This window comes from Pseudomonas sp. P4795, from assembly GCF_048822895.1.
Classification (GTDB): domain Bacteria; phylum Pseudomonadota; class Gammaproteobacteria; order Pseudomonadales; family Pseudomonadaceae; genus Aquipseudomonas.
In genome coordinates, this window is record NZ_JBMFBT010000002.1 from 105,580 (window position 1) to 123,356 (window position 17,777).

Here is a 17,777-nt window from a genome sequence, read left to right on the forward strand (position 1 = left end):
TACATTTATTTTGTGAACGACACGGACACTGTGGGAGCTGGCTTGCCAACGATGAGGCCCGATCAGTCGCAGCCGATGTGAACCATAGCCACCCGGAGCCGACTGGCACTCTCGCGCTGACAATTGAGCTGCACTCGCTCAAGCCCCAACCAATCGGCCATCCGCCGCAGATTCAGCGCCAACACCTGCATCCCCGCGTCATCCAGCCCCTGCTCCTCTTCATGCACCGCATGCACCGCCAACCGCCCCAGCGCCCGCTCCGCCCGCAGATCTACTCGCGCGGCAATCCGTTCGTTGTGCAGAAACGGCAACACGTAATAGCCGAACACCCGCTTGTCCTGCGGCGTGTAGATCTCCAGCCGATAGCGAAAATCAAACAACCGCTCGGTGCGGCTGCGCTCCCAGATCAGTGAATCGAACGGTGACAGAAGCGCACTGGCCTCGACCTTGCGCGGGATTTTCGACTCGGGCAGGCAATAGGCGACTTGCCGCCAACCGGCGACTTCACAAGTCAGCAATTGCCCATCCTCGACCAGCTCAGCCAGACGCGGGCGAGCATCGCTGGGGTTCAAGCGGAAGTAATCACGCAGATCTTTCTCGGTGCCGACGCCCAACGCCGTTGCCGCGTGCAGCAACAAACCGCGTTGCGCCTCGGCCTCATCCGGCAACGGCTGTTGCAGGATTGACGCTGGCAGCACGCGCTCCGGCAGGTCATACAAACGCTCAAAACCACGGCGCCCGGCGACGGTGACTTCGCCCGCCGCGAACAGCCATTCCAGCGCATGCTTCTCGGCGCTCCAGTCCCACCAAGGCCCGGCCTTGTCCTGACGGGTCGACAAACTGCCGGCGCCCAACGCGCCCAACTCCTCGACCGACGCCAGCACCCGGCGAATGGTCTCTTGCTGCTCTCGCCCAAACCTTGCCAGTTGCTGATAAATGTCCGCGCCTTGTTTGGCGCGCTGCATACGCCAGTGCATCAGCGAATACATCGACAGCGGCAGCAACGACGCTTCGTGGCCCCAGTATTCGAACAAAGTACGACGCCGGCCCGAACTCCAGGCAGCCTGGTCGAGCAATTCAGAAGAGTAAGAACCAAGGCGGGAAAACAGCGGCAAGTAGTGCGAGCGCACCACCGCGTTGACGGAATCGATTTGCAGCAGACCGAGCCGTTCGATCAGCCGGTTGAGATGCGGCGCTTTGACGACCGGCGGCTGGCGCCCGTTGAACCCTTGGGCGGCCAGTGCCAGACGTCGAGCCTGTTTAATGGAAAAGGACAAAGTCGCGGGCATGAGCATCTCCGTGTCTGCTCGCAACCTACCTCACCGCAAAGGGTTTTGTGTAGCGCCGCCCTCATCATTTATGCATCGGATCGTCCCAGAACGGCCGCACTGACTCATGTTCGACATCGGCACGGCTAACGCCAATATCCTTCAGCGCTTCGTCGCTCAGGCTGGCGAGCAGTTCACGCTCGCGGTGCAGTTCGTACCAGCGGTTGAATTTATGCAACAGATCGGAAATGAGATGGACCGAAACGCGCTCATCACTTACATACGCTTTTTGACCTTTCATCGTGTCGCCCTCCTTTAGGGATGGCTTCAGTCTCGCGCCAGGACTACGATCAATCCAACGAATGTTTCTGATGGCAAGCATCACGGAGATTCATCAATTGTCCGCCTACCCCAGTATCGATACCGATGTTCTGCGCACCTTTGTCGCGATTGCCGATCAGGGCGGTTTCACCCGCGCCGGCGAAATGGTCAACCGCACGCAGTCGGCGGTGAGCATGCAGATGAAGCGTCTGGAAGAAGACGTGTTGCAGCGCCAATTGTTCGAGCGCGACGGGCGTCAGGTGCGACTGACTGCCGAAGGCCAGGTTTTGTTGGGTTACGCACGGCGCATCCTCAAGCTGCACAGCGAGGTGTTCAACACCTTGCGCGAGCCGCACATGGTCGGCACGGTGCGGATTGGCACGCCGGACGATTACGTGATGCGGTTTCTGCCGGGAATTCTGTCGCGCTTCGCCCAGTTCTATCCGCTGATCCAGATTGAAGTGCATTGCGAATCGACCAAACAGTTGCTGCAACGTACCGATCTGGATTTGTCGATCGTGACCCGCGAACCGGGCAACGAGATTGGTCAGTTACTGCGCAAGGAGCGTTTCGTCTGGGCCGAGGCGCAGAATTTCAGCGCCCACGAACAGACGCCGTTGCCGCTGGCGATGTTCAACAGTGACTGTTTCTGCCGCTTGTGGGCGTGCAACGCACTGGACGCGATGGGCCGCGATTACCGCATCGCCTACAACAGCACCAGCCTGTCGGCGCTGATGGCAGTGGTCAGCGCGGGTCTGGCGATCACCGCGCAACTGGAAAGCCTGATCACCCCGGACATGCGCATTCTCGGCGCTGCCGAAGATCTGCCGCTGCTGCCCGAGGCGAGCATCATGTTGATCCGCAACTTGAACAACCCGTCGCCGATCACCGAGTGTCTGGCCGAGCACATCGTCGAAGGCTTCAAACTTTAAAGGCGAGCATCACCGCGCACAGCATCAGAAAACCGCAGAACAGCCCACGCAGGAGTTTTTCCGGCATCGCGTGGGCGATCTTCACGCCCCAACTGATGCTCAGTAAACCGCCAACCGCCAACGGCAGGCCGATCATCCAGTCCACCTCGTGATGCACCGCGTAAGTCACCAGCGTGACGCCAGTGCTCGGCAAGGCAAGCGCCAGCGACAAACCCTGCGCGACCACTTGCGTGGTGCCGAACAGGCTGGTCAAAACCGGCGTCGCCACCACCGCCCCGCCCACTCCGAACAAACCGCCCATGGTGCCGGACGCCGCGCCCAGCACGCCAAGCCACGGCCATGAGTAGCGCATTTCGGAAGTGCTCGACGGCCGCGCGCCGAACATGCGGATCAGGTTGTACGCCGACAGCACCACCAGAAACGCGACGAAGCCAATGCGCATGGTTTGTGCGTCGATGCCCACCGCCCAGATCGAACCGAGCCAGGCAAAACAGAAACCCATCAGCGCCAGTGGCAGTGCATGGCGCAGTTCGATGCGATTGCGCTGGTGATAACGCCACAGCGCCAGCATCACGTTGGGCACCACCATCACCAGCGCCGTACCTTGCGCGAGTTGTTGATCGAGGCCGAACCACACGCCGAGCAATGGAATCGCGATCAGGCCACCGCCGATACCGAAGATGCCACCCAGGGTGCCGAGGGCGGCGCCAAACAACAGGTACAACAAGAACTCGATCACAGCACCATCCTCATATGTCAGGCGAGTCATCCTACGCAGTCGACGCTGGCACGGAAACGCACAGCAACGCACAATGGCTGTGCCAACTTCGCACAAGCAGCGGTTATAGCCATGAATCCCAATCAACTGACCGACCAACTCGGCTTGTTTCTCGATGTTCTTGAGAGCGGCAGCTTTTCCGCCGCATCGCGCCGCCATCCGCTGACACCTTCGGCGGTCGCGCGGCGTATCGACAGTCTCGAAGCGGCAGTCGGCAGCCAGTTGTTTATCCGCAGCACTCATGCGGTGCGCGCCACACCGGCCGGTCTGGCATTTGCTGAACGGGCGCGGCGGATCGTTGCCGAGCTGCAACTGGCTCGAGCGGAAGCCGTGTCGCTAAGCAGTGCGCCGGAAGGCTTGATTCGGGTCGATGCCCCCGCCGCGTTTGGCCGGCGACATCTGGCGCCGGTGATCGCTGATTTTCTGGTGCTGTACCCGGGGCTCGATGTGCAGTTGCATCTGATCGACAGTTTCGTCGACATGGGCGGCTCGAACCTGGGCAAGGTCGATCTGGTGCTGCGTGCCGGGCAACTGGCCGACACGCGACTGGTCGCCACGCCGCTGGCAAGCATGGTGCGCATCGCCTGCGCCAGCCCCGAATACCTGCAACGGCGTGGCGTGCCGAGTGACCCTGCGCAACTCGGCGAGCATGACGGCCTCGACTGGGAAGGCCTCGCCCCGCCTTTTGCCTGGCGCTTCGAACGCGACGGACAGATGCAATTGCAGCGTCCAGCGCGGATCCGCATGAGCGCCAATAATGCCGAAGCGCTGGTCTGTGGCGCGCTCGCGGGGCTGGGCATCGCGCACTTGCCGACGTGGCTGGCCAGCGAATACCTGTTGCGTGGCGAATTGCTGCCGCTGTTTTGCGAGAACGGCCTGCCGAAGCCGGAATCCACCGGTATTTATGCACTGCGTCTTGAGCAACAAGCCAGTTCGCGCAGCCGTTTGTTGCTGGAATATCTGAAAACCCGCTTCAGCCCGGTACCGCCATGGGACCTGGCGCTGCAACGGGATCTGCAGCGGCACGCCGGCTAGAATTATCTGGCGCGTTAAAGATTCGGACGCTAGATTCATCCCATTACTGATCAAGGCTTTGACATGACCACCGACCGTACCACCACCGACCATTGCGCAGAACTGTTACTGGACAACCAGGCGTGCTTCGCGCTGCATTCGACTTCGCTGATGATGACCAAGGTCTACAAGCCGCTGTTGCAAGCGCTGGGCCTGACCTATCCGCAGTATCTGGCAATGATGGTGCTGTGGGAGAAGGATGGTTTGACTGTCGGAGAAATCAGCACCCGTCTGCTGACCGATCCGGGATCGCTGACGCCGTTGCTTAAACGTCTGGAGGTTGAAGGTCTGCTCAGTCGTACTCGCAGCCGTGAGGATGAGCGGGTGGTGATTGTCGAACTGACCGCCAAGGGCCGAGCGCTGCAAGAGCAGGCGCGGAGTGTTCCGCCGTGCATCCTTGGCGCCAGCGGTTTCAGCCTGGAGCGGTTGCAGAATCTACAAAGCGAATTGCAGGCGTTGCGCGGTCATCTGCAGGACAGCCTGATCTAAGGCCTGCACCTGACTCCTGTGGGAGCTGGCTTGCCAGCGATGGCGTCGGGGCGGGTGGTGGTTTTTTTTGGTGGACATATCCGTTGCTGCGGTAACGGCTTATTGGGGTTCCGCCCTGACGGCGGGTCACTTTGGCAAATGCCCCAAAGTAACCAAAGGTCTTTCACCCTGACGTTCGGCCCTCGCTGTGGCTCGGGTTCCTTCGCTCCGGGAATGATCCGGGGGCATCGCCTCCGGTTTGCTGCGCTGCACCTCCTCTCGATGTGTTTGGCTGCGCCAAACGTCGCTTCGCTCCCTCCCCCGGATCAATCCCTCCACTCAGCCTGCCGATGGGCGCTTGAGATCAAAAGCTTTACTCGAGCTAACGCTCATTGTGTTGAGTGGTGAAAAGCGAAGTGCGGTTCTCGGGTGTATCCCAGCCCTGTGGTAGCTGGCTTCCACATGATTTTCCACGAGACAGAAAAATCTGAATATTTATCTTGCGCACTAAACATTAGCGCGATACATTCGCCTCGCACTTAGTTAACGCGCAAACAATTAGCGCACATAACCCACATCGTTCGAGGCTCAGACCATGCAAACTCTCTACACCGCAATCGCAACCTCCACTGGCGGCCGTGACGGTCGTGCGATTTCCAGCGACAACGTCCTCGACGTCAAACTCGCCACTCCGAAAGAACTCGGTGGTGCCGGCGGTGCAGCGACCAACCCTGAGCAACTGTTCGCTGCTGGCTATTCGGCCTGCTTCATCGGCGCGCTGAAATTCGTTGCCAGCCAGACCAAACGCACTATTCCGAACGACGCCGCGATCACTGCGCATGTCGGCATCGGCCAGATCCCTGGCGGTTTCGGTCTGGACATCGACCTGCACATCAGCCTGCCGGGTCTGGAACAAGCCGACGCGCAAAGTCTGGTCGACGCCGCCCACCAGGTTTGCCCTTACTCCAACGCCACTCGCGGCAATGTCGAAGTACGCCTGCACGTCACCGTCTGACGGCAAATCGCAGGCACAAAAAAGCCCGACTCAATGGTCGGGCTTTTTCTTTCCGTAAAAAACGGTGCTTATTTAGCACGGCCTTTGTAGGAACCGCCTTCGCGGGTGTCGATCTCGATCTTGTCACCGATTTCGATGAAGTCAGCAACTTGCAGCTCGGTACCGTTGCTCAGCTTGGCTGGCTTCATTACTTTGCCGGAAGTGTCGCCGCGAGCCGAACCTTCGGTGTAATCAACTACACGTACGATGGTGGTCGGCAGTTCTACCGAAACCAGACGCTCTTCGAAGAAGATCGCTTCGCAAACATCGGTCATGCCTTCTTCAACGAAAGGCAGAACGGCTTCGATGTCTTCAGCGTTCAGCTCGTACATGGTGTAGTCAGTGGTGTCCATGAACGTGTAGGAGTCGCCGCTGATGAAGGACAGGGTCGCTTCTTTGCGGTCGAGGATCACGTCGTCCAGTTTGTCGTCGGCGCTGTAAACGATCTCGGTCTTGTAACCGGTCAGCAGGTTTTTCAGCTTGGTCTTCATGATCGCGCTGTTACGGCCCGACTTGGTGAACTCAGCTTTCTGCACCAGCCAAGGATCGTTTTCGAGACGGATCACCATCCCGGGTTTCAGTTCTTTACCAGTTTTCATTACGAATATCCGAATTTGGATGGGATTTACAAAAATCTAGGCCGCGTATCATATCCAATTTAGGTAAAAGCTTACCAGCGCTGCGGCAAGATCAGCCTGCAAGGCCTGTTCCAGACACCATTGTTCGGCATGCTTTTGCAGCTCGGGCCAATGTTCGCGGGCCGCGAGCCAGTGCGCGCCGATCGGTTGGCCGGCGTTCCAGGCGTGCCACAGACCGTTGATCGCCTCGGCCGCAGCCGGGGAGAGACCTTTCGTATAGATATTCAGGAAGGCGTCGAGCTTGTCCAGATGGATGTCTTCGTCTTGCTGATAGATGTGCCAGAGCATCGGTCGTGCGGCCCATTGCGCGCGCACGAACGAATCTTCGCCGCGCACCGCGTTGAAATCGCAGCACCAGAGCAATTGATCGTATTGATCCTGACGCACGAATGGCAGCACCTGCACGGTAAGAGACTGACGCACGTGCAATGCACCCGCCGCCAGCGAATCCGCGCCGAGCCAGCGCGCTACATCGCCGAGAACCCGCCCTTCCGGCACCAGCAAATGCGTTGGCATGGCATCGGCGGCCAGCACATCCAGCCAACTGGCCAGCCCGGCGTTTTCGTAGGCAAACAGCGAAATCAGCTGTGATCCGGGGGCAGGGTCGATCCCCAGCTCTTGCAGGAATTGTCGCTGCGCTTCTGGATCCTGCTGAAATGCCTGACGCCGTTCCAGCAATCCGTGCTCACGCAACAACCCGCCCGTGTCTGGATGAAAGCCCGGAAAGAAGAAAATCTTCTGCACCGACTTGTACTTCACCGACGGCAGGCCATGGCAACCGACTACCCAGTCTTCGGCGCTGAGGTAATCGAGATTGAGCCATAACGGTGGCTTGTCCCGCGCGGCCATGGCGTCCATATATGCGCCGGGCAATTGGCAGGCGAACGCGGCGATCACTACGTCGGCAGAATCTGTCTGCGACCATTCGCTCGGCCAGTGGCGAACCTCCACGCCTTGTTGGGTTTGCTGTTGAAGGCTGGCGTCGATCTGCGGGCAGATCTTCTCGAACGCGCGCAAGTCATCGACCCACAACCGCACGTTGACTGCATGCTCGGCCACCAGTTGCCGGGCCAGTCGCCAGGTCACGCCGATGTCACCGAAGTTGTCGACCACCGTGCAAAAGATGTCCCAGCGGGTGTTCACTTGCGGCATTCCTGACTCCCGTTGGCAAAAGCGCTGATTGTCCGCATAAATCTGTCGGTGCAGAAGAGCCGACGGCGATTAATCTTTCTGCGACAATCGCCACTTGCCCGCATTCATCCGCCAGGAGGCAGTCATGCCCTACCGTCCCAACCCGCGTCGCCCCTTGCCTGTTCAGCTTAGCGCGCTGCAATTGACCGGCAGCATTGCCTTGGGACTGTGGCTGGGTTTTCTGGCCATTGCGCTGACCTGCTGGCTGGCCTCGATGCTGTTCAGTAAGCAACTCGCGCCAGTCGCCGAAGCCGTGCAGCAGTTGAGCAAACCGCCGGTGGTGGTGCAGCCGGAAGCCGCGCCGCAACCGGAGCCGCAAAACCGTATGTTCGAGCAGTACGAAGAAAACCTGCGCAAGAACGAACAGGCGCAACGTCTGGATGCAGCGCGCGCCAGCAGCCGTAATCAGGCGAATCCGAAATGTCAGTTCTGGCTGCAACAGGACAAGAATGCCCCGAGCGAAAAAAGCCGCGCCAACGTCCTGCAATTTTGCGATTGATCATGAACAAGCAAACCGTGCACCAATTGATTCTCGACAAACTGCGGCTTGACCTGGACATCGCCGAGCGCGCCGCGCAGACCGCTTACGAAACCGCGACCCACGAAGAGAACATCGCCGAAAACAAGTACGACACTTTGGGCCTGGAGGCGTCTTATCTGGCGGCCGGTCAGGCGAAACGGGTTGAGGAAATTCGTCAGTCACTGGTGCTGTGCCAGAACATGGTTCTGCGCGCGTATGACGAGCAGCGCGGAATCGAAATCGGCGCCCTGCTGGGGCTGGAAGACGAAAAGGGTCGCGAGCAATGGCTGTTTCTGGCGCCGGATGCGGCGGGCCTGAAGATCGACATGGTCGGTCAGCCGATTACCGTCATCACCCCGCGCTCGCCGCTGGGCAAAAGCCTGCTGGGCAAGTTCGAGGGTGATGAGGTGGAGATTCTGGTGGCGGGCACTCGGCAACAGTTTGCTGTCACCGAGGTGCTGTAGAAAGTTGCTTAGTGGACCGGCAGTTCGACGCCGTCGAACAGCTCTTCCAGTTCCTGCTTGTTGTGGCAGGCAATGGCTTTGGCCATGACTTCACGGGTCAGGTGCGGCGCGAATTTCTCGATGAAGTCGCACATAAAGCCACGCAGGAAAGTCCCGCGACGGAACCCGATCTTGGTCACGCTGGACTCGAACAATTCGCTGGCATCGAGCACCACCAGGTCATTATCAAGTTTGGTATCGACGGCCATTTTCGCCACGATGCCAACACCCAGCCCCAGACGCACGTAGGTTTTGATCACGTCGGCGTCGGCCGCGGTGAACACTACTTTCGGCGTCAGGCCGCGATGGCTGAACGCTTCGTCGAGTTTCGAACGGCCGGTGAAACCGAACACGTACGTCACGATCGGGTATTCGGCCAATGCTTCGAGCGTCAGCTTCGGCAGTTTGGTCAGCGGGTGGCCCTGCGGCACGACCACGCAACGGTTCCAGCGGTAGCACGGCATCATCACCAGATCGCCGAACAGCTCCAGCGCTTCAGTGGCGATGGCGAAATCGACGGTGCCGTCAGCGGCCATTTCGGCGATCTGCATCGGCGAACCCTGGTGCATGTGCAGCGCCACGTCCGGGTATTGCTTGATGAAGTTGCTGATGACCGGTGGCAACGCGTAACGCGCCTGGGTGTGGGTAGTGGCGATCGACAGCGTGCCTTTCTTCTCGTTGGAGAATTCCTGGGCGATCTGCTTGATGCTTTCGACTTTGCGCAGAATCTCACCGGCGGTGGTGATGATGCGCTCGCCGGCCGGCGTAACGCGGGTCAGGTGCTTGCCGCTGCGGGCAAATACTTCGACGCCGAGTTCGTCTTCGAGAAGGCGGATTTGCTTACTGATGCCCGGTTGAGAGGTATAGAGGCTTTGGGCTGTAGCGGAAACGTTGAGGTCGTGGTGCGCCACTTCCCAGATGTAGCGCAGTTGTTGAAGCTTCATATGTGTCCCTCAAAGCAGGTAGACGCCACGGGCATCAGCGACGGTATATAACTATATTAATGGTTTGAAGAATAAATCTAGAACTTTTTTATCAAAGCACCATTATTCTGCTTTAGCGATCCTCCCGGCGCCGACGCTCCACCAACGGAACCATGTAAACCGGCACCGGGGCCATTTGCAGCACCCGCGCTGCCGTACGCCCCAGTGGTGTCTGCGCACCGACTCCGTGGCTATGACTGCCTACGATCAGCAAATCGACAGAGAGTTTCTGCGCCTGATCAAGAATCACCTGCGCCGGATCGCCTTGCAGCACGCGTACCGCGCGAATCCGCAGCAGGTCTTGCTCGCCCTCGTCCCCCAGCTCTTCACGAAAGCTGTCGAGCACCCGCTGCTCGATATTGGCGATCACAGTTTTCAGACCCTGGCTGTGAAATTCGTTCAACGCCTGCTCGTCGAGATAGCTCTGCAACACCGACTCGGCGAACAAGCCCATCGGCTCGACCGCGTGCACCACATACAAGTCGGCATTGAACGTTCGCGCCATCGCCAAGGCATGCTGCATCACTAACGGTGCGTACAGACCGAGGTCAGTGGCATACAGCATCGAACGAATCATATGACCTCCTCGCAAGCCAAGATTGGCGGAGATTTGATTCAGCTTAGCAGTGCCTTGGCGAGTACGACGTGTGACGCAACGTCTTGAACAATGTGGGCTTTAGGTCGCGGGTTCGTTGCTGATGCCGTGAGGCACGTGGCCGGTGGCGACCACTTCGCGCGCAAGCTCACAGTGACCGGCCTGATCGTCGAAAAACACGTCAGCGGCGAACGCTTCGAGAAATGCCGATTTGGTCAGTCCGCCAAGAAACAGTGACTCATCCAGACGAATATCCCATTCGCGCAAAGTGCGAATTACCCGCTCATGCGCAGGTGCCGAACGTGCGGTAACCAGCGCTGTGCGGATCGGGCAGTCCTCATCCGGAAACTCGCGCTGCAACAGATTGAGCGCCGCCAGAAAGCCTTTGAACGGGCCACCGCGCAATGGCTCGCGCGCCGATTCGCGCTCTTTGGCCTGAAACGCTTCGAGTCCGCCGGACTGATAGACCCGCTCCGACTCATCGGAAAACAGCACCGCATCGCCGTCGAAAGCGATGCGCAATTCGTCACTCGCCGCACGACTGGCGCCACCGGACAAGATCGTCGCCGCGGCGAAACCAGCGTCAAGCGCGGCGCGCACATCTTCGGCGTGCGTGGAGAGAAACAGATCGCAGCCGAACGCCTTCAGATACGGATAAGGACTGCGCCCGCCAACGAACGCCGCGCGGGAAATCGCCAGGCCGTAATGAGTGATCGAGTTGAATACGCGCAACCCGGTATCGGCGCTGTTGCGCGATACCAGAATCACCTCGACCCGCGCGCGACCGAGACGACTGTTGAGGTTCAGCAGTTTTTCCACCAGCGGGAACGCATCACCCGGCGCGAGAATTTCGTCCTCGTGCTCGATCTGATATTGCCGATAGGCCTCGACGCCGCTCGCCAGATAAATCTTGTGGCTCTCGCTCAGGTCGAACAGCGCCCGCGAGGAAATCGCCAGCACCAGTTTGTCATCGATATTCTTGGCCATGCATTTCCCCCAAAGCGACCGGCTTAAACGTTGCGCCGGTCGATAAAACTCAAACTGCGATACAGCGCTTCAATCCCCGGCAACTCACAACCGGCCGCCTTCGCCGCTGCCAGTGGCCGAGCGTAAATGGCTGCCAGTTCCAGCGGACGTTTGTGCAAAAAATCGTGATGCATGCTCGGCCAGTAGTCGGGCAAATTCTCGGTCATGCCGAATAGAAAATCAGCGTAACCCGCCGGGATGTCGTGACCACAGGCCTTGGCGCCTTGCACTACTTCGGCCATCAGATCCTTGATCAGCGCGCGGCTGTCGGCATCGGCCATCAGCGGCGTAGTGCTCGCGCCGAGCAGCACCGAAAGACCGTTGTAAGGGATGTTCCACACCAGTTTCTGCCAGCGCGCCTGATGCAGATTGGCCATGGCCTGCGAGTCGATGCCAGCACTGCGGAACAGTCCGGCGCCCTCCTCGACGATTGCCATGCGTGCTGCGTCATCCAGCTCCGGGCCGCTGTGGTAGCCGACATTCACCGAGCCCAAAGCTTGATGAGTGATCAAACCCGGACCTTCGCGGTGTACGCAAATCAGGCACAAGCCGCCGAGCAGATGCAGGGAGTCGGGCAACAACTCACGCAGACTGTCTTCAACATCCAGACCGTTTTGCAGCAACAGCACTTTCGCGTCGGGCTTGGCCGCATGAATGATTGCAGGCGCCAGATCGGCATTGCTATGGGTCTTGGCGCCCACCAGCAGCCAGTCGCAGGCTGGCATGTCTTCGGCCTTGGAATAGGCCTGCGCAGGATTCAACGTGAGCAAACCGTGCACCGCGCTATCCACCTGCAAGCCGCGCTCGGCCACGGCGGCAAATTCGCTGCGCAACAGAAAGTGCACATCGAAACCGGCGCGCGCCAGCATCACGCCGTAGAAACCACCGATTGCCCCGGTGCCGATGATCCCGACCACCGGTTTATTGACTTCCCCCATCATGGCAACTCCTCTGCAGTTCGACCCAGCGCCTGGGCCACGGCTATGTTCAGCTCGTCGGCGCTCAGACGCGTGTGCAACGCCCCAAAGAATTCGCCGTCGCGCACCACAAACAGCGCCGGCAAATGAAACACCTGATAACGCTCGACCAGCCCACCGTTGTCACCGGCATCGATCCAGCACAGGCGATCGACGGCCAGTTCGAGCCCCGGCAAAACTTCGCGGGCAAAGCGGCAACTGGCGCAGCCAACACTGATGAAAATCACCAGCGAAACGCCATCCATCGCCAGCAGCCGTTGGTCGGCGTCGAAATCGGTCAGGTGCAATTCGACCACTATACTGGGGGAAACAATGTCAAATGGCCGACACATGGAGTCTGTGCTCATGGGACGTTTCATTCCTCATCCGGAAGATGTGCCAGTCGAACTGACTTTGCTCACACCTGAGTGTATTTCGCGACAACGGCTGCACACTATCAGCCTCGGCGGCATTGCTTGCAATTACCACCGCGCCTGGCGCCATGGCACGGCGCTGCAAGTGCGCATGCCGACGCTGAATGCCGACTTCGCCTGTCCGGGCTATGTCGCGTGGTGCCTGCGCCGTAAAAAGGGCTATCTGCTGGGGATTGCCTTCACTGATGAACAGACGCTGTTCAGCGCGCGAATGGGTGAACAGGTGTGTCAGATCGAGCGTTTTTGCCGCATCAACGAAGCCCACGAAGACTTGCAGGATATTCAGGCGCGGGCGCTGCAATGGGTCGAGCAGCACGCCGATGAGTTCTCCCACGACAACGTGCGCAAGGCTTTTGCCGAGCAAACGCCGGATTAACTGGCTGCAAAGCGCGGTTTGCCCATTGTCGAGCGGGCGTCTAACGCGCTAAGGTTCTGCTCCCCCGACGCGCTTAAATTCGCTGTGCTCCGCCGCGCGGGGATCGCTGGCGGCCGGCACCCGTGACCTGACGAGTAAACGATGGCTGATTTACCGATCAACGACCTAAACGTCGCTTCCAACGAGACGCTGATCACTCCCGATCAGCTCAAGCGCGATATCCCTCTGAGCGACGCTGCCTTGCGCACCGTGACCAAGGGCCGCGAAGTCATCCGCAACATTCTCGATGGCACCGACCACCGTCTGTTCGTGGTGATTGGCCCATGCTCGATCCACGACATCAAGGCTGCCCACGAATACGCCGAGCGCCTCAAAGTGCTGGCGGCGGAAGTCTCCGACACCTTGTATCTGGTGATGCGCGTGTACTTCGAGAAGCCGCGTACCACCGTCGGCTGGAAAGGTCTGATCAACGATCCGTACCTGGATGACTCGTTCAAGATTCAGGACGGTCTGCACATCGGTCGCCAACTGTTGCTGGATCTGGCCGAGAAAGGCCTGCCGACCGCCACCGAAGCGCTCGACCCGATCTCCCCGCAATACTTGCAGGATCTGATCAGCTGGTCGGCCATCGGAGCGCGCACCACCGAATCCCAGACTCACCGCGAAATGGCTTCCGGCCTGTCCTCGGCAGTCGGCTTCAAGAACGGCACTGACGGCGGCCTGACCGTGGCGATCAACGCCTTGCAGTCGGTGTCCAGCCCGCACCGTTTCCTCGGCATCAACCAGGAAGGTGGCGTGTCGATCGTCACCACCAAGGGCAACGCCTACGGTCACGTAGTGCTGCGCGGTGGCAACGGCAAGCCGAACTACGATTCGGTCAGCGTCGCCCTGTGCGAACAGGCGCTGAACAAGGCGAAGATCAAGCCGAACATCATGGTCGATTGCAGCCACGCCAACTCCAACAAGGACCCGGCGCTGCAACCGCTGGTGATGGAGAACGTTGCCAACCAGATCCTCGAAGGCAACCAGTCGATCATCGGCCTGATGGTCGAAAGTCACCTGAACTGGGGCTGCCAGGCGATCCCGAAAGACCTCGCCGATCTGCAATACGGCGTGTCGATCACCGATGCCTGCATCGACTGGTCCGCCACTGAAACCACCTTGCGCAGCATGCACGCCAAGCTCAAGGATGTGCTGCCGAAGCGTCAGCGCAGCTGATCAGCGTTTCGCACGCATAAAAAAACGCCGGGCATTGCCCGGCGTTTTTGTGTGTTCGTTTTGTCTGCGTCAGATCTTGGCAGCGCGGCGCTGGTGACGCTCCATGTAGCGCTCGACGTAGGAGCACGACGGAATAACGGTGTAGCCCATTTCGTCGGCATATTGCAGCGCCTGTTCGGTCAGGGCCGCTGCAATGCCTCGGCCACGCAGGGCGTTAGGCACGAAGGTGCGATAGATATCCAGGGTCTGTTTCCCCAGATCCATATAGGTCAGATAGGCACGATGACCGTCCACATTGGTCTCGAACTGATGACCAGCCTGGTCATGGTGGATGGACAACGCCTCGCTCATCACTACTCCTCGCGGGTCTTGGATTCGACCCCTACCTTACCGATGTTTTCCCGGCGAAGGAACATCTACGCCACCCCGTGCCTGCTGGTCACCGAGAAGAGCCACACCGATCTCGCGAACCCGAGCACGTTATAAATAGTAGGCACCATTGGCATAATTGCTCAAGGTGCACTCGTCATCGTGCTCGCCCGCGACGGGCTGCTCCGGTGGACGCAGGTGCGGCCGGGGGGAAATATCCTCCCGAAGCCAAAGCCTGAACATTGCCGGATGTTGAGACTTAAGACGTGCGACCTGTTTTAAAGTCACCTCAACATGGACAAAGATGTGCGAGGCAGCCCGCAATTTCACAACAAAAGTATGGACGAATCCATGTAGACAGACTTTAGCCAAGACTGGCTAAAGCAGTCTGCGACAGCGGGAACTTTTTTGCCTTGACTCGCTCAGCTCGGGGCTTGCAGCTGTTTATTTTTTAAACAATGCAGTTAAAAGTTGCTCGAAAAAGAATCAACGCCTACAATTTTTTTGCTTCTTGCCATACGTCAGTTTACTTACTACAAGTAATGGGTAGTATGTACGCCGGCTATTTCCTCAATCGGAGGAGACAGCCACTTAATTGAAAGTCCTTGAAGGGGAACACGATGAACAACGTTCTGAAATTCTCTGCTCTGGCATTAGCCGCAGTTCTGGCTACCGGTTGCAGCAGCGCATCGAAAGAAACTGAAGCACGTCTGACCGCTACTGAAGACGCAGCTGCTCGCTCCCAGGCTCGTGCAGACGAAGCTTACCGTAAAGCTGATGAAGCTCTGGCTGCTGCTCAAAAAGCACAACAGACTGCTGACGAAGCTAACGAGCGTGCTCTGCGCATGCTGGACAAAGCTAGCCGCAAGTAATAGTCCTTCGGGATTGTTATCAAGCCGACCCGTTTTTTTGGGTCGGCTTTTTTTTGCCTGAAATTTTCTTCATGCAATAAAAAACCCGCCGACGCATCACGCATCGGCGGGTTTTTTGTCTGCGCTTACTGCTGCAGATCGAGCGGGGCGCTGGAAACCATCGGTGCCGCCGTGCCTGGCGTGCCAATTTCAGTTGGCAGACCATCTTCGGCCGCGACCACGTCACGCACCACATTCCAGTCCATGCGCAGGTTGTTGGTGATGTCTTCACGCTTGAGCATCGCGTTGATCACAGCGGTGTGCTTGTCGACCACCGACGGGTTGCCCTTGTCGTCGATCGGCGTGTGCGCTTCCAGATAGACCTTGCCGCCACTGCGACCAAACTTGTACGCATCGTTGATGATCCGTACCGAGGTGCCCACCGGAACCATGCCGGCCATTTCCAGCACGTTGTTGTTGAACATGCGGAAGCAACCGTGGCTGGTGCGCATGCCGATGCCGAACTTCTTGTTCGAGCCGTGGATCAAGTAGCCCGGCGTGCCCAGGGTGAACTTGAACGGACCCAGCGGGTTATCCGGACCGGCCGGCACAACGTTCGGCAGCGGATCGCCGTCGGCGGCATGTTCAGCCTTGATCGAGGCTGGCGGAGTCCAGGTCGGATTCGGCGTTTTTGCGGTGATGGTGGTGTGGGCGATTGGCGAGCCCCAGCCCTCGCGACCGATACCCAGCGGGAAGGTGTAAACCACGTTCCGGCCTTTCGGGAAATAGTAGAGGCGGTATTCGGCAAGGTTGATCACGATGCCTTCACGCGGGCCGGGCGGCAAAATGAAACGCGTCGGCAACACGATCTCGGTACCGGCGCCCGGCAACCAGGCATCGACGCCCGGGTTGGCCGCGACCATTTCCGAATAGCCCAGATCGTAGGTGGTGCCAAGGTCGGCGAAGGTATCTTCGTACTTGGCCTTGATCACCTGCACCTGGCCGATGATGTCTTCACCGGGCGGTGGCAGGGGCAACTCCAATGCAGCAACGGGACCGGCCACACACAGGGCGGCAAGAGACAGGCAGCGGGTGACGGCAGGCAAACGCGGCAACATCCGGGACATCCTTCGCATGATCAACAAGGGTATAAGAGCGCAATTGTACACCGCACTTCGGATATTCGGGCAGCCACAAGACCTGTGGCGAGGGGGCTTGCCCCCGATGGGAAGCGCAGCGGCCCTCTTCACCCCAACTACAGCTCGAAACGCAACTCAGGCCAGATCGGCGAAGTCCCGCGCTTCTGCGATTCGAGAATCGCCCGGCACAGCGAACACAGGCGCTGATCCTGAAACACCCGGCGATCCACGCTCGACAAACGCGGTTGCGCCGGCAGCAGACTGCCGCACAGAGTGCGATCGGCCGAGCCGCCGAGCTCCAGTTGACGGGTTACCAGATGCACCCGCACTTCCTGGCAGGCGAACAGATCCAGCTGCTCGTCAGGCTCGATCAGTTGATAGGCAAAAAGGGACCAGGCAGAACGCGACATCGGGGCCTCCGATCAGGGGGGCGCCACATTAGCCGAAAGCCTGCCGCTAGAAAAGCCTCAAAGCAGCGGTTTTAGCGTCGGCCAGACATTTTCCAGCAACTTGCCCTGCGCCCCGACCGCCGGGTGCAGACCATCGGCCTGCATCAGATCCGGATGGCCACCGACGCCTTCAAGGAAAAACGGCACCAGCGGGATCTTTTTATCCTCGGCGAGCTGGCCATAGACCTGTGCGAAAGCATCGGTGTAGCGCTTGCCATAATTGGGCGGCAGTTGCATGCCGAGCAATAACACCTTGGCGCCTTGCTTGCGGGAGCTGTCGATCATCGAAGCAAGATTTTGTTGCAATTGCGCCGGGGGCATTCCGCGCAGGCCATCGTTGCCGCCCAGTTCGAGGATTACCAGCTCGGGTTTATGCTCTGCAAGCAGCGCGGGCAGGCGCGCCTGGCCTCCGGCACTGGTGTCACCGCTGATGGACGCATTGACCACTTTGTCGTCGAAACCTTCGGCCTTGAGCCGTTGCTCAAGCAGCGATACCCACCCCAAGCGGGTATCCAGTCCGAAACCGGCGCTGATACTATCGCCAACGATCAGGACAGTACCCGCCGCTGCGTTCTGGGCCATGCACATCAAGGCCAGGCCAGCACTCAAAAACCACACACGCATCGGATTCTCC

General features: G+C 59.2%; 23 protein-coding genes. 9 read left to right on the top strand and 14 right to left on the bottom strand.

Going from position 1 to position 17,777, the window contains the following annotated elements; translation table 11 throughout:
• Window positions 1-62: 62 nt before the first annotated feature.
• Together ACOI8A_RS04730 and ACOI8A_RS04735 are read right to left on the bottom strand one after the other, a co-directional pair.
• The gene (locus ACOI8A_RS04730; RefSeq protein WP_420646657.1) at window positions 63-1,289 is read right to left on the bottom strand and encodes a winged helix-turn-helix domain-containing protein; all 1,227 of its coding nucleotides are present in this window, start codon (window positions 1,287-1,289) and stop codon (window positions 63-65) included.
• Window positions 1,290-1,353: 64 nt separating this feature from the next.
• A complete protein-coding gene (locus ACOI8A_RS04735; protein ID WP_420646656.1) occupies window positions 1,354-1,569 on the bottom strand; it encodes a DUF1127 domain-containing protein in 216 nt (71 codons plus the stop codon).
• Window positions 1,570-1,666: 97 nt separating this feature from the next.
• Between ACOI8A_RS04735 and ACOI8A_RS04740 the strand changes: the two genes are divergently transcribed.
• Window positions 1,667-2,521, top strand: coding sequence for a LysR substrate-binding domain-containing protein (locus ACOI8A_RS04740; RefSeq protein ID WP_026000633.1), 855 nt, complete (start codon window positions 1,667-1,669; stop codon window positions 2,519-2,521).
• On the opposite strand, the gene ACOI8A_RS04745 is transcribed toward ACOI8A_RS04740, so the two are convergent.
• The gene (locus ACOI8A_RS04745) at window positions 2,511-3,260 is read right to left on the bottom strand and encodes a sulfite exporter TauE/SafE family protein (RefSeq protein WP_420646655.1); all 750 of its coding nucleotides are present in this window, start codon (window positions 3,258-3,260) and stop codon (window positions 2,511-2,513) included. The two genes, ACOI8A_RS04740 and ACOI8A_RS04745, sit on opposite strands and share 11 nt — an antisense overlap.
• A 111-nt stretch (window positions 3,261-3,371) precedes the next feature.
• On the opposite strand from ACOI8A_RS04745, the gene ACOI8A_RS04750 reads away from it, so the two are divergent.
• The 3 genes from ACOI8A_RS04750 (at window position 3,372) to ACOI8A_RS04760 (ending at window position 5,856) form a co-directional block, all read left to right on the top strand.
• Window positions 3,372-4,334, top strand: a complete 963-nt coding sequence (locus tag ACOI8A_RS04750) for a LysR family transcriptional regulator (RefSeq protein WP_420646654.1) — start codon at window positions 3,372-3,374, stop codon at window positions 4,332-4,334.
• Between the two features lie 63 nt (window positions 4,335-4,397).
• Window positions 4,398-4,862, top strand: coding sequence for a MarR family winged helix-turn-helix transcriptional regulator (locus tag ACOI8A_RS04755; RefSeq protein WP_420646653.1), 465 nt, complete (start codon window positions 4,398-4,400; stop codon window positions 4,860-4,862).
• A 574-nt stretch (window positions 4,863-5,436) separates the two neighbouring features.
• Window positions 5,437-5,856, top strand: coding sequence for an organic hydroperoxide resistance protein (locus ACOI8A_RS04760; protein WP_420646652.1), 420 nt, complete (start codon window positions 5,437-5,439; stop codon window positions 5,854-5,856).
• A 68-nt stretch (window positions 5,857-5,924) separates the two neighbouring features.
• On the opposite strand, the gene ACOI8A_RS04765 is transcribed toward ACOI8A_RS04760, so the two are convergent.
• Complete coding sequence (locus ACOI8A_RS04765) at window positions 5,925-6,494, bottom strand: elongation factor P (protein ID WP_223483792.1); 570 nt, start codon at window positions 6,492-6,494, stop codon at window positions 5,925-5,927.
• Between the two features lie 48 nt (window positions 6,495-6,542).
• The gene (earP, locus tag ACOI8A_RS04770) at window positions 6,543-7,685 is read right to left on the bottom strand and encodes an elongation factor P maturation arginine rhamnosyltransferase EarP (RefSeq protein ID WP_420646651.1); all 1,143 of its coding nucleotides are present in this window, start codon (window positions 7,683-7,685) and stop codon (window positions 6,543-6,545) included.
• 124 nt (window positions 7,686-7,809) lie between these two features.
• Here earP and ACOI8A_RS04775 point away from each other — a divergent pair, with 124 nt between their 5' ends.
• Together ACOI8A_RS04775 and ACOI8A_RS04780 are read left to right on the top strand one after the other, a co-directional pair.
• A complete protein-coding gene (locus ACOI8A_RS04775; protein WP_420646650.1) occupies window positions 7,810-8,223 on the top strand; it encodes a hypothetical protein in 414 nt (137 codons plus the stop codon).
• 2 nt (window positions 8,224-8,225) lie between these two features.
• A complete protein-coding gene (locus ACOI8A_RS04780; RefSeq protein ID WP_420646649.1) occupies window positions 8,226-8,708 on the top strand; it encodes a GreA/GreB family elongation factor in 483 nt (160 codons plus the stop codon).
• Window positions 8,709-8,716: 8 nt separating this feature from the next.
• Here ACOI8A_RS04780 and cysB read toward each other — a convergent pair whose 3' ends face one another.
• From cysB to ACOI8A_RS04805, 5 genes are all read right to left on the bottom strand, one after another.
• Window positions 8,717-9,691 carry an HTH-type transcriptional regulator CysB gene (gene cysB / locus ACOI8A_RS04785; RefSeq protein WP_093224933.1) on the bottom strand — a complete coding sequence of 325 codons (975 nt, stop codon included), beginning with the start codon at window positions 9,689-9,691 and terminating at the stop codon, window positions 8,717-8,719.
• Window positions 9,692-9,803: 112 nt separating this feature from the next.
• Entirely contained in the window at window positions 9,804-10,307 is a 504-nt protein-coding gene (locus ACOI8A_RS04790) for a universal stress protein (protein ID WP_420646648.1), read from the bottom strand.
• A gap of 99 nt (window positions 10,308-10,406) precedes the next feature.
• A complete protein-coding gene (locus tag ACOI8A_RS04795) occupies window positions 10,407-11,312 on the bottom strand; it encodes a 5'-nucleotidase (protein WP_420646647.1) in 906 nt (301 codons plus the stop codon).
• Window positions 11,313-11,335: 23 nt separating this feature from the next.
• Window positions 11,336-12,292, bottom strand: coding sequence for a putative 2-dehydropantoate 2-reductase (locus ACOI8A_RS04800; protein WP_420646646.1), 957 nt, complete (start codon window positions 12,290-12,292; stop codon window positions 11,336-11,338).
• Window positions 12,289-12,675 (bottom strand): thioredoxin family protein, encoded by a 387-nt coding sequence (locus ACOI8A_RS04805; RefSeq protein WP_420646645.1) that lies wholly within the window; start codon window positions 12,673-12,675, stop codon window positions 12,289-12,291. Before ACOI8A_RS04805 ends, ACOI8A_RS04800 begins: the two co-directional genes overlap by 4 nt.
• On the opposite strand from ACOI8A_RS04805, the gene ACOI8A_RS04810 reads away from it, so the two are divergent.
• Both ACOI8A_RS04810 and ACOI8A_RS04815 read left to right on the top strand, forming a co-directional pair.
• Window positions 12,674-13,117, top strand: a complete 444-nt coding sequence (locus ACOI8A_RS04810; protein WP_420646644.1) for a PilZ domain-containing protein — start codon at window positions 12,674-12,676, stop codon at window positions 13,115-13,117. The genes ACOI8A_RS04805 and ACOI8A_RS04810 overlap by 2 nt on opposite strands.
• Window positions 13,118-13,258: 141 nt before the next feature.
• Window positions 13,259-14,335: a 3-deoxy-7-phosphoheptulonate synthase gene (locus ACOI8A_RS04815; protein WP_420646643.1), complete on the top strand. Its 1,077-nt coding sequence runs from the start codon at window positions 13,259-13,261 to the stop codon at window positions 14,333-14,335.
• A gap of 69 nt (window positions 14,336-14,404) precedes the next feature.
• On the opposite strand, the gene ACOI8A_RS04820 is transcribed toward ACOI8A_RS04815, so the two are convergent.
• On the bottom strand, window positions 14,405-14,686 hold the full coding sequence (locus ACOI8A_RS04820) for a GNAT family N-acetyltransferase (protein WP_420646642.1): 282 nt from the start codon (window positions 14,684-14,686) through the stop codon (window positions 14,405-14,407).
• 638 nt (window positions 14,687-15,324) lie between these two features.
• Between ACOI8A_RS04820 and oprI the strand changes: the two genes are divergently transcribed.
• The gene (oprI, locus tag ACOI8A_RS04825) at window positions 15,325-15,576 is read left to right on the top strand and encodes an outer membrane lipoprotei OprI (protein ID WP_003199355.1); all 252 of its coding nucleotides are present in this window, start codon (window positions 15,325-15,327) and stop codon (window positions 15,574-15,576) included.
• A gap of 125 nt (window positions 15,577-15,701) precedes the next feature.
• On the opposite strand, the gene ACOI8A_RS04830 is transcribed toward oprI, so the two are convergent.
• The 3 genes from ACOI8A_RS04830 to ACOI8A_RS04840 all read right to left on the bottom strand — a co-directional run bounded on the left by ACOI8A_RS04830 (window position 15,702) and on the right by ACOI8A_RS04840 (window position 17,767).
• Complete coding sequence (locus ACOI8A_RS04830) at window positions 15,702-16,673, bottom strand: L,D-transpeptidase family protein (protein ID WP_420646641.1); 972 nt, start codon at window positions 16,671-16,673, stop codon at window positions 15,702-15,704.
• 137 nt (window positions 16,674-16,810) lie between these two features.
• Window positions 16,811-17,104: a hypothetical protein gene (locus ACOI8A_RS04835; RefSeq protein ID WP_420646640.1), complete on the bottom strand. Its 294-nt coding sequence runs from the start codon at window positions 17,102-17,104 to the stop codon at window positions 16,811-16,813.
• 57 nt (window positions 17,105-17,161) lie between these two features.
• Window positions 17,162-17,767: an arylesterase gene (locus ACOI8A_RS04840; RefSeq protein WP_420646639.1), complete on the bottom strand. Its 606-nt coding sequence runs from the start codon at window positions 17,765-17,767 to the stop codon at window positions 17,162-17,164.
• Between the last annotated feature and the right edge of the window lie 10 nt (window positions 17,768-17,777).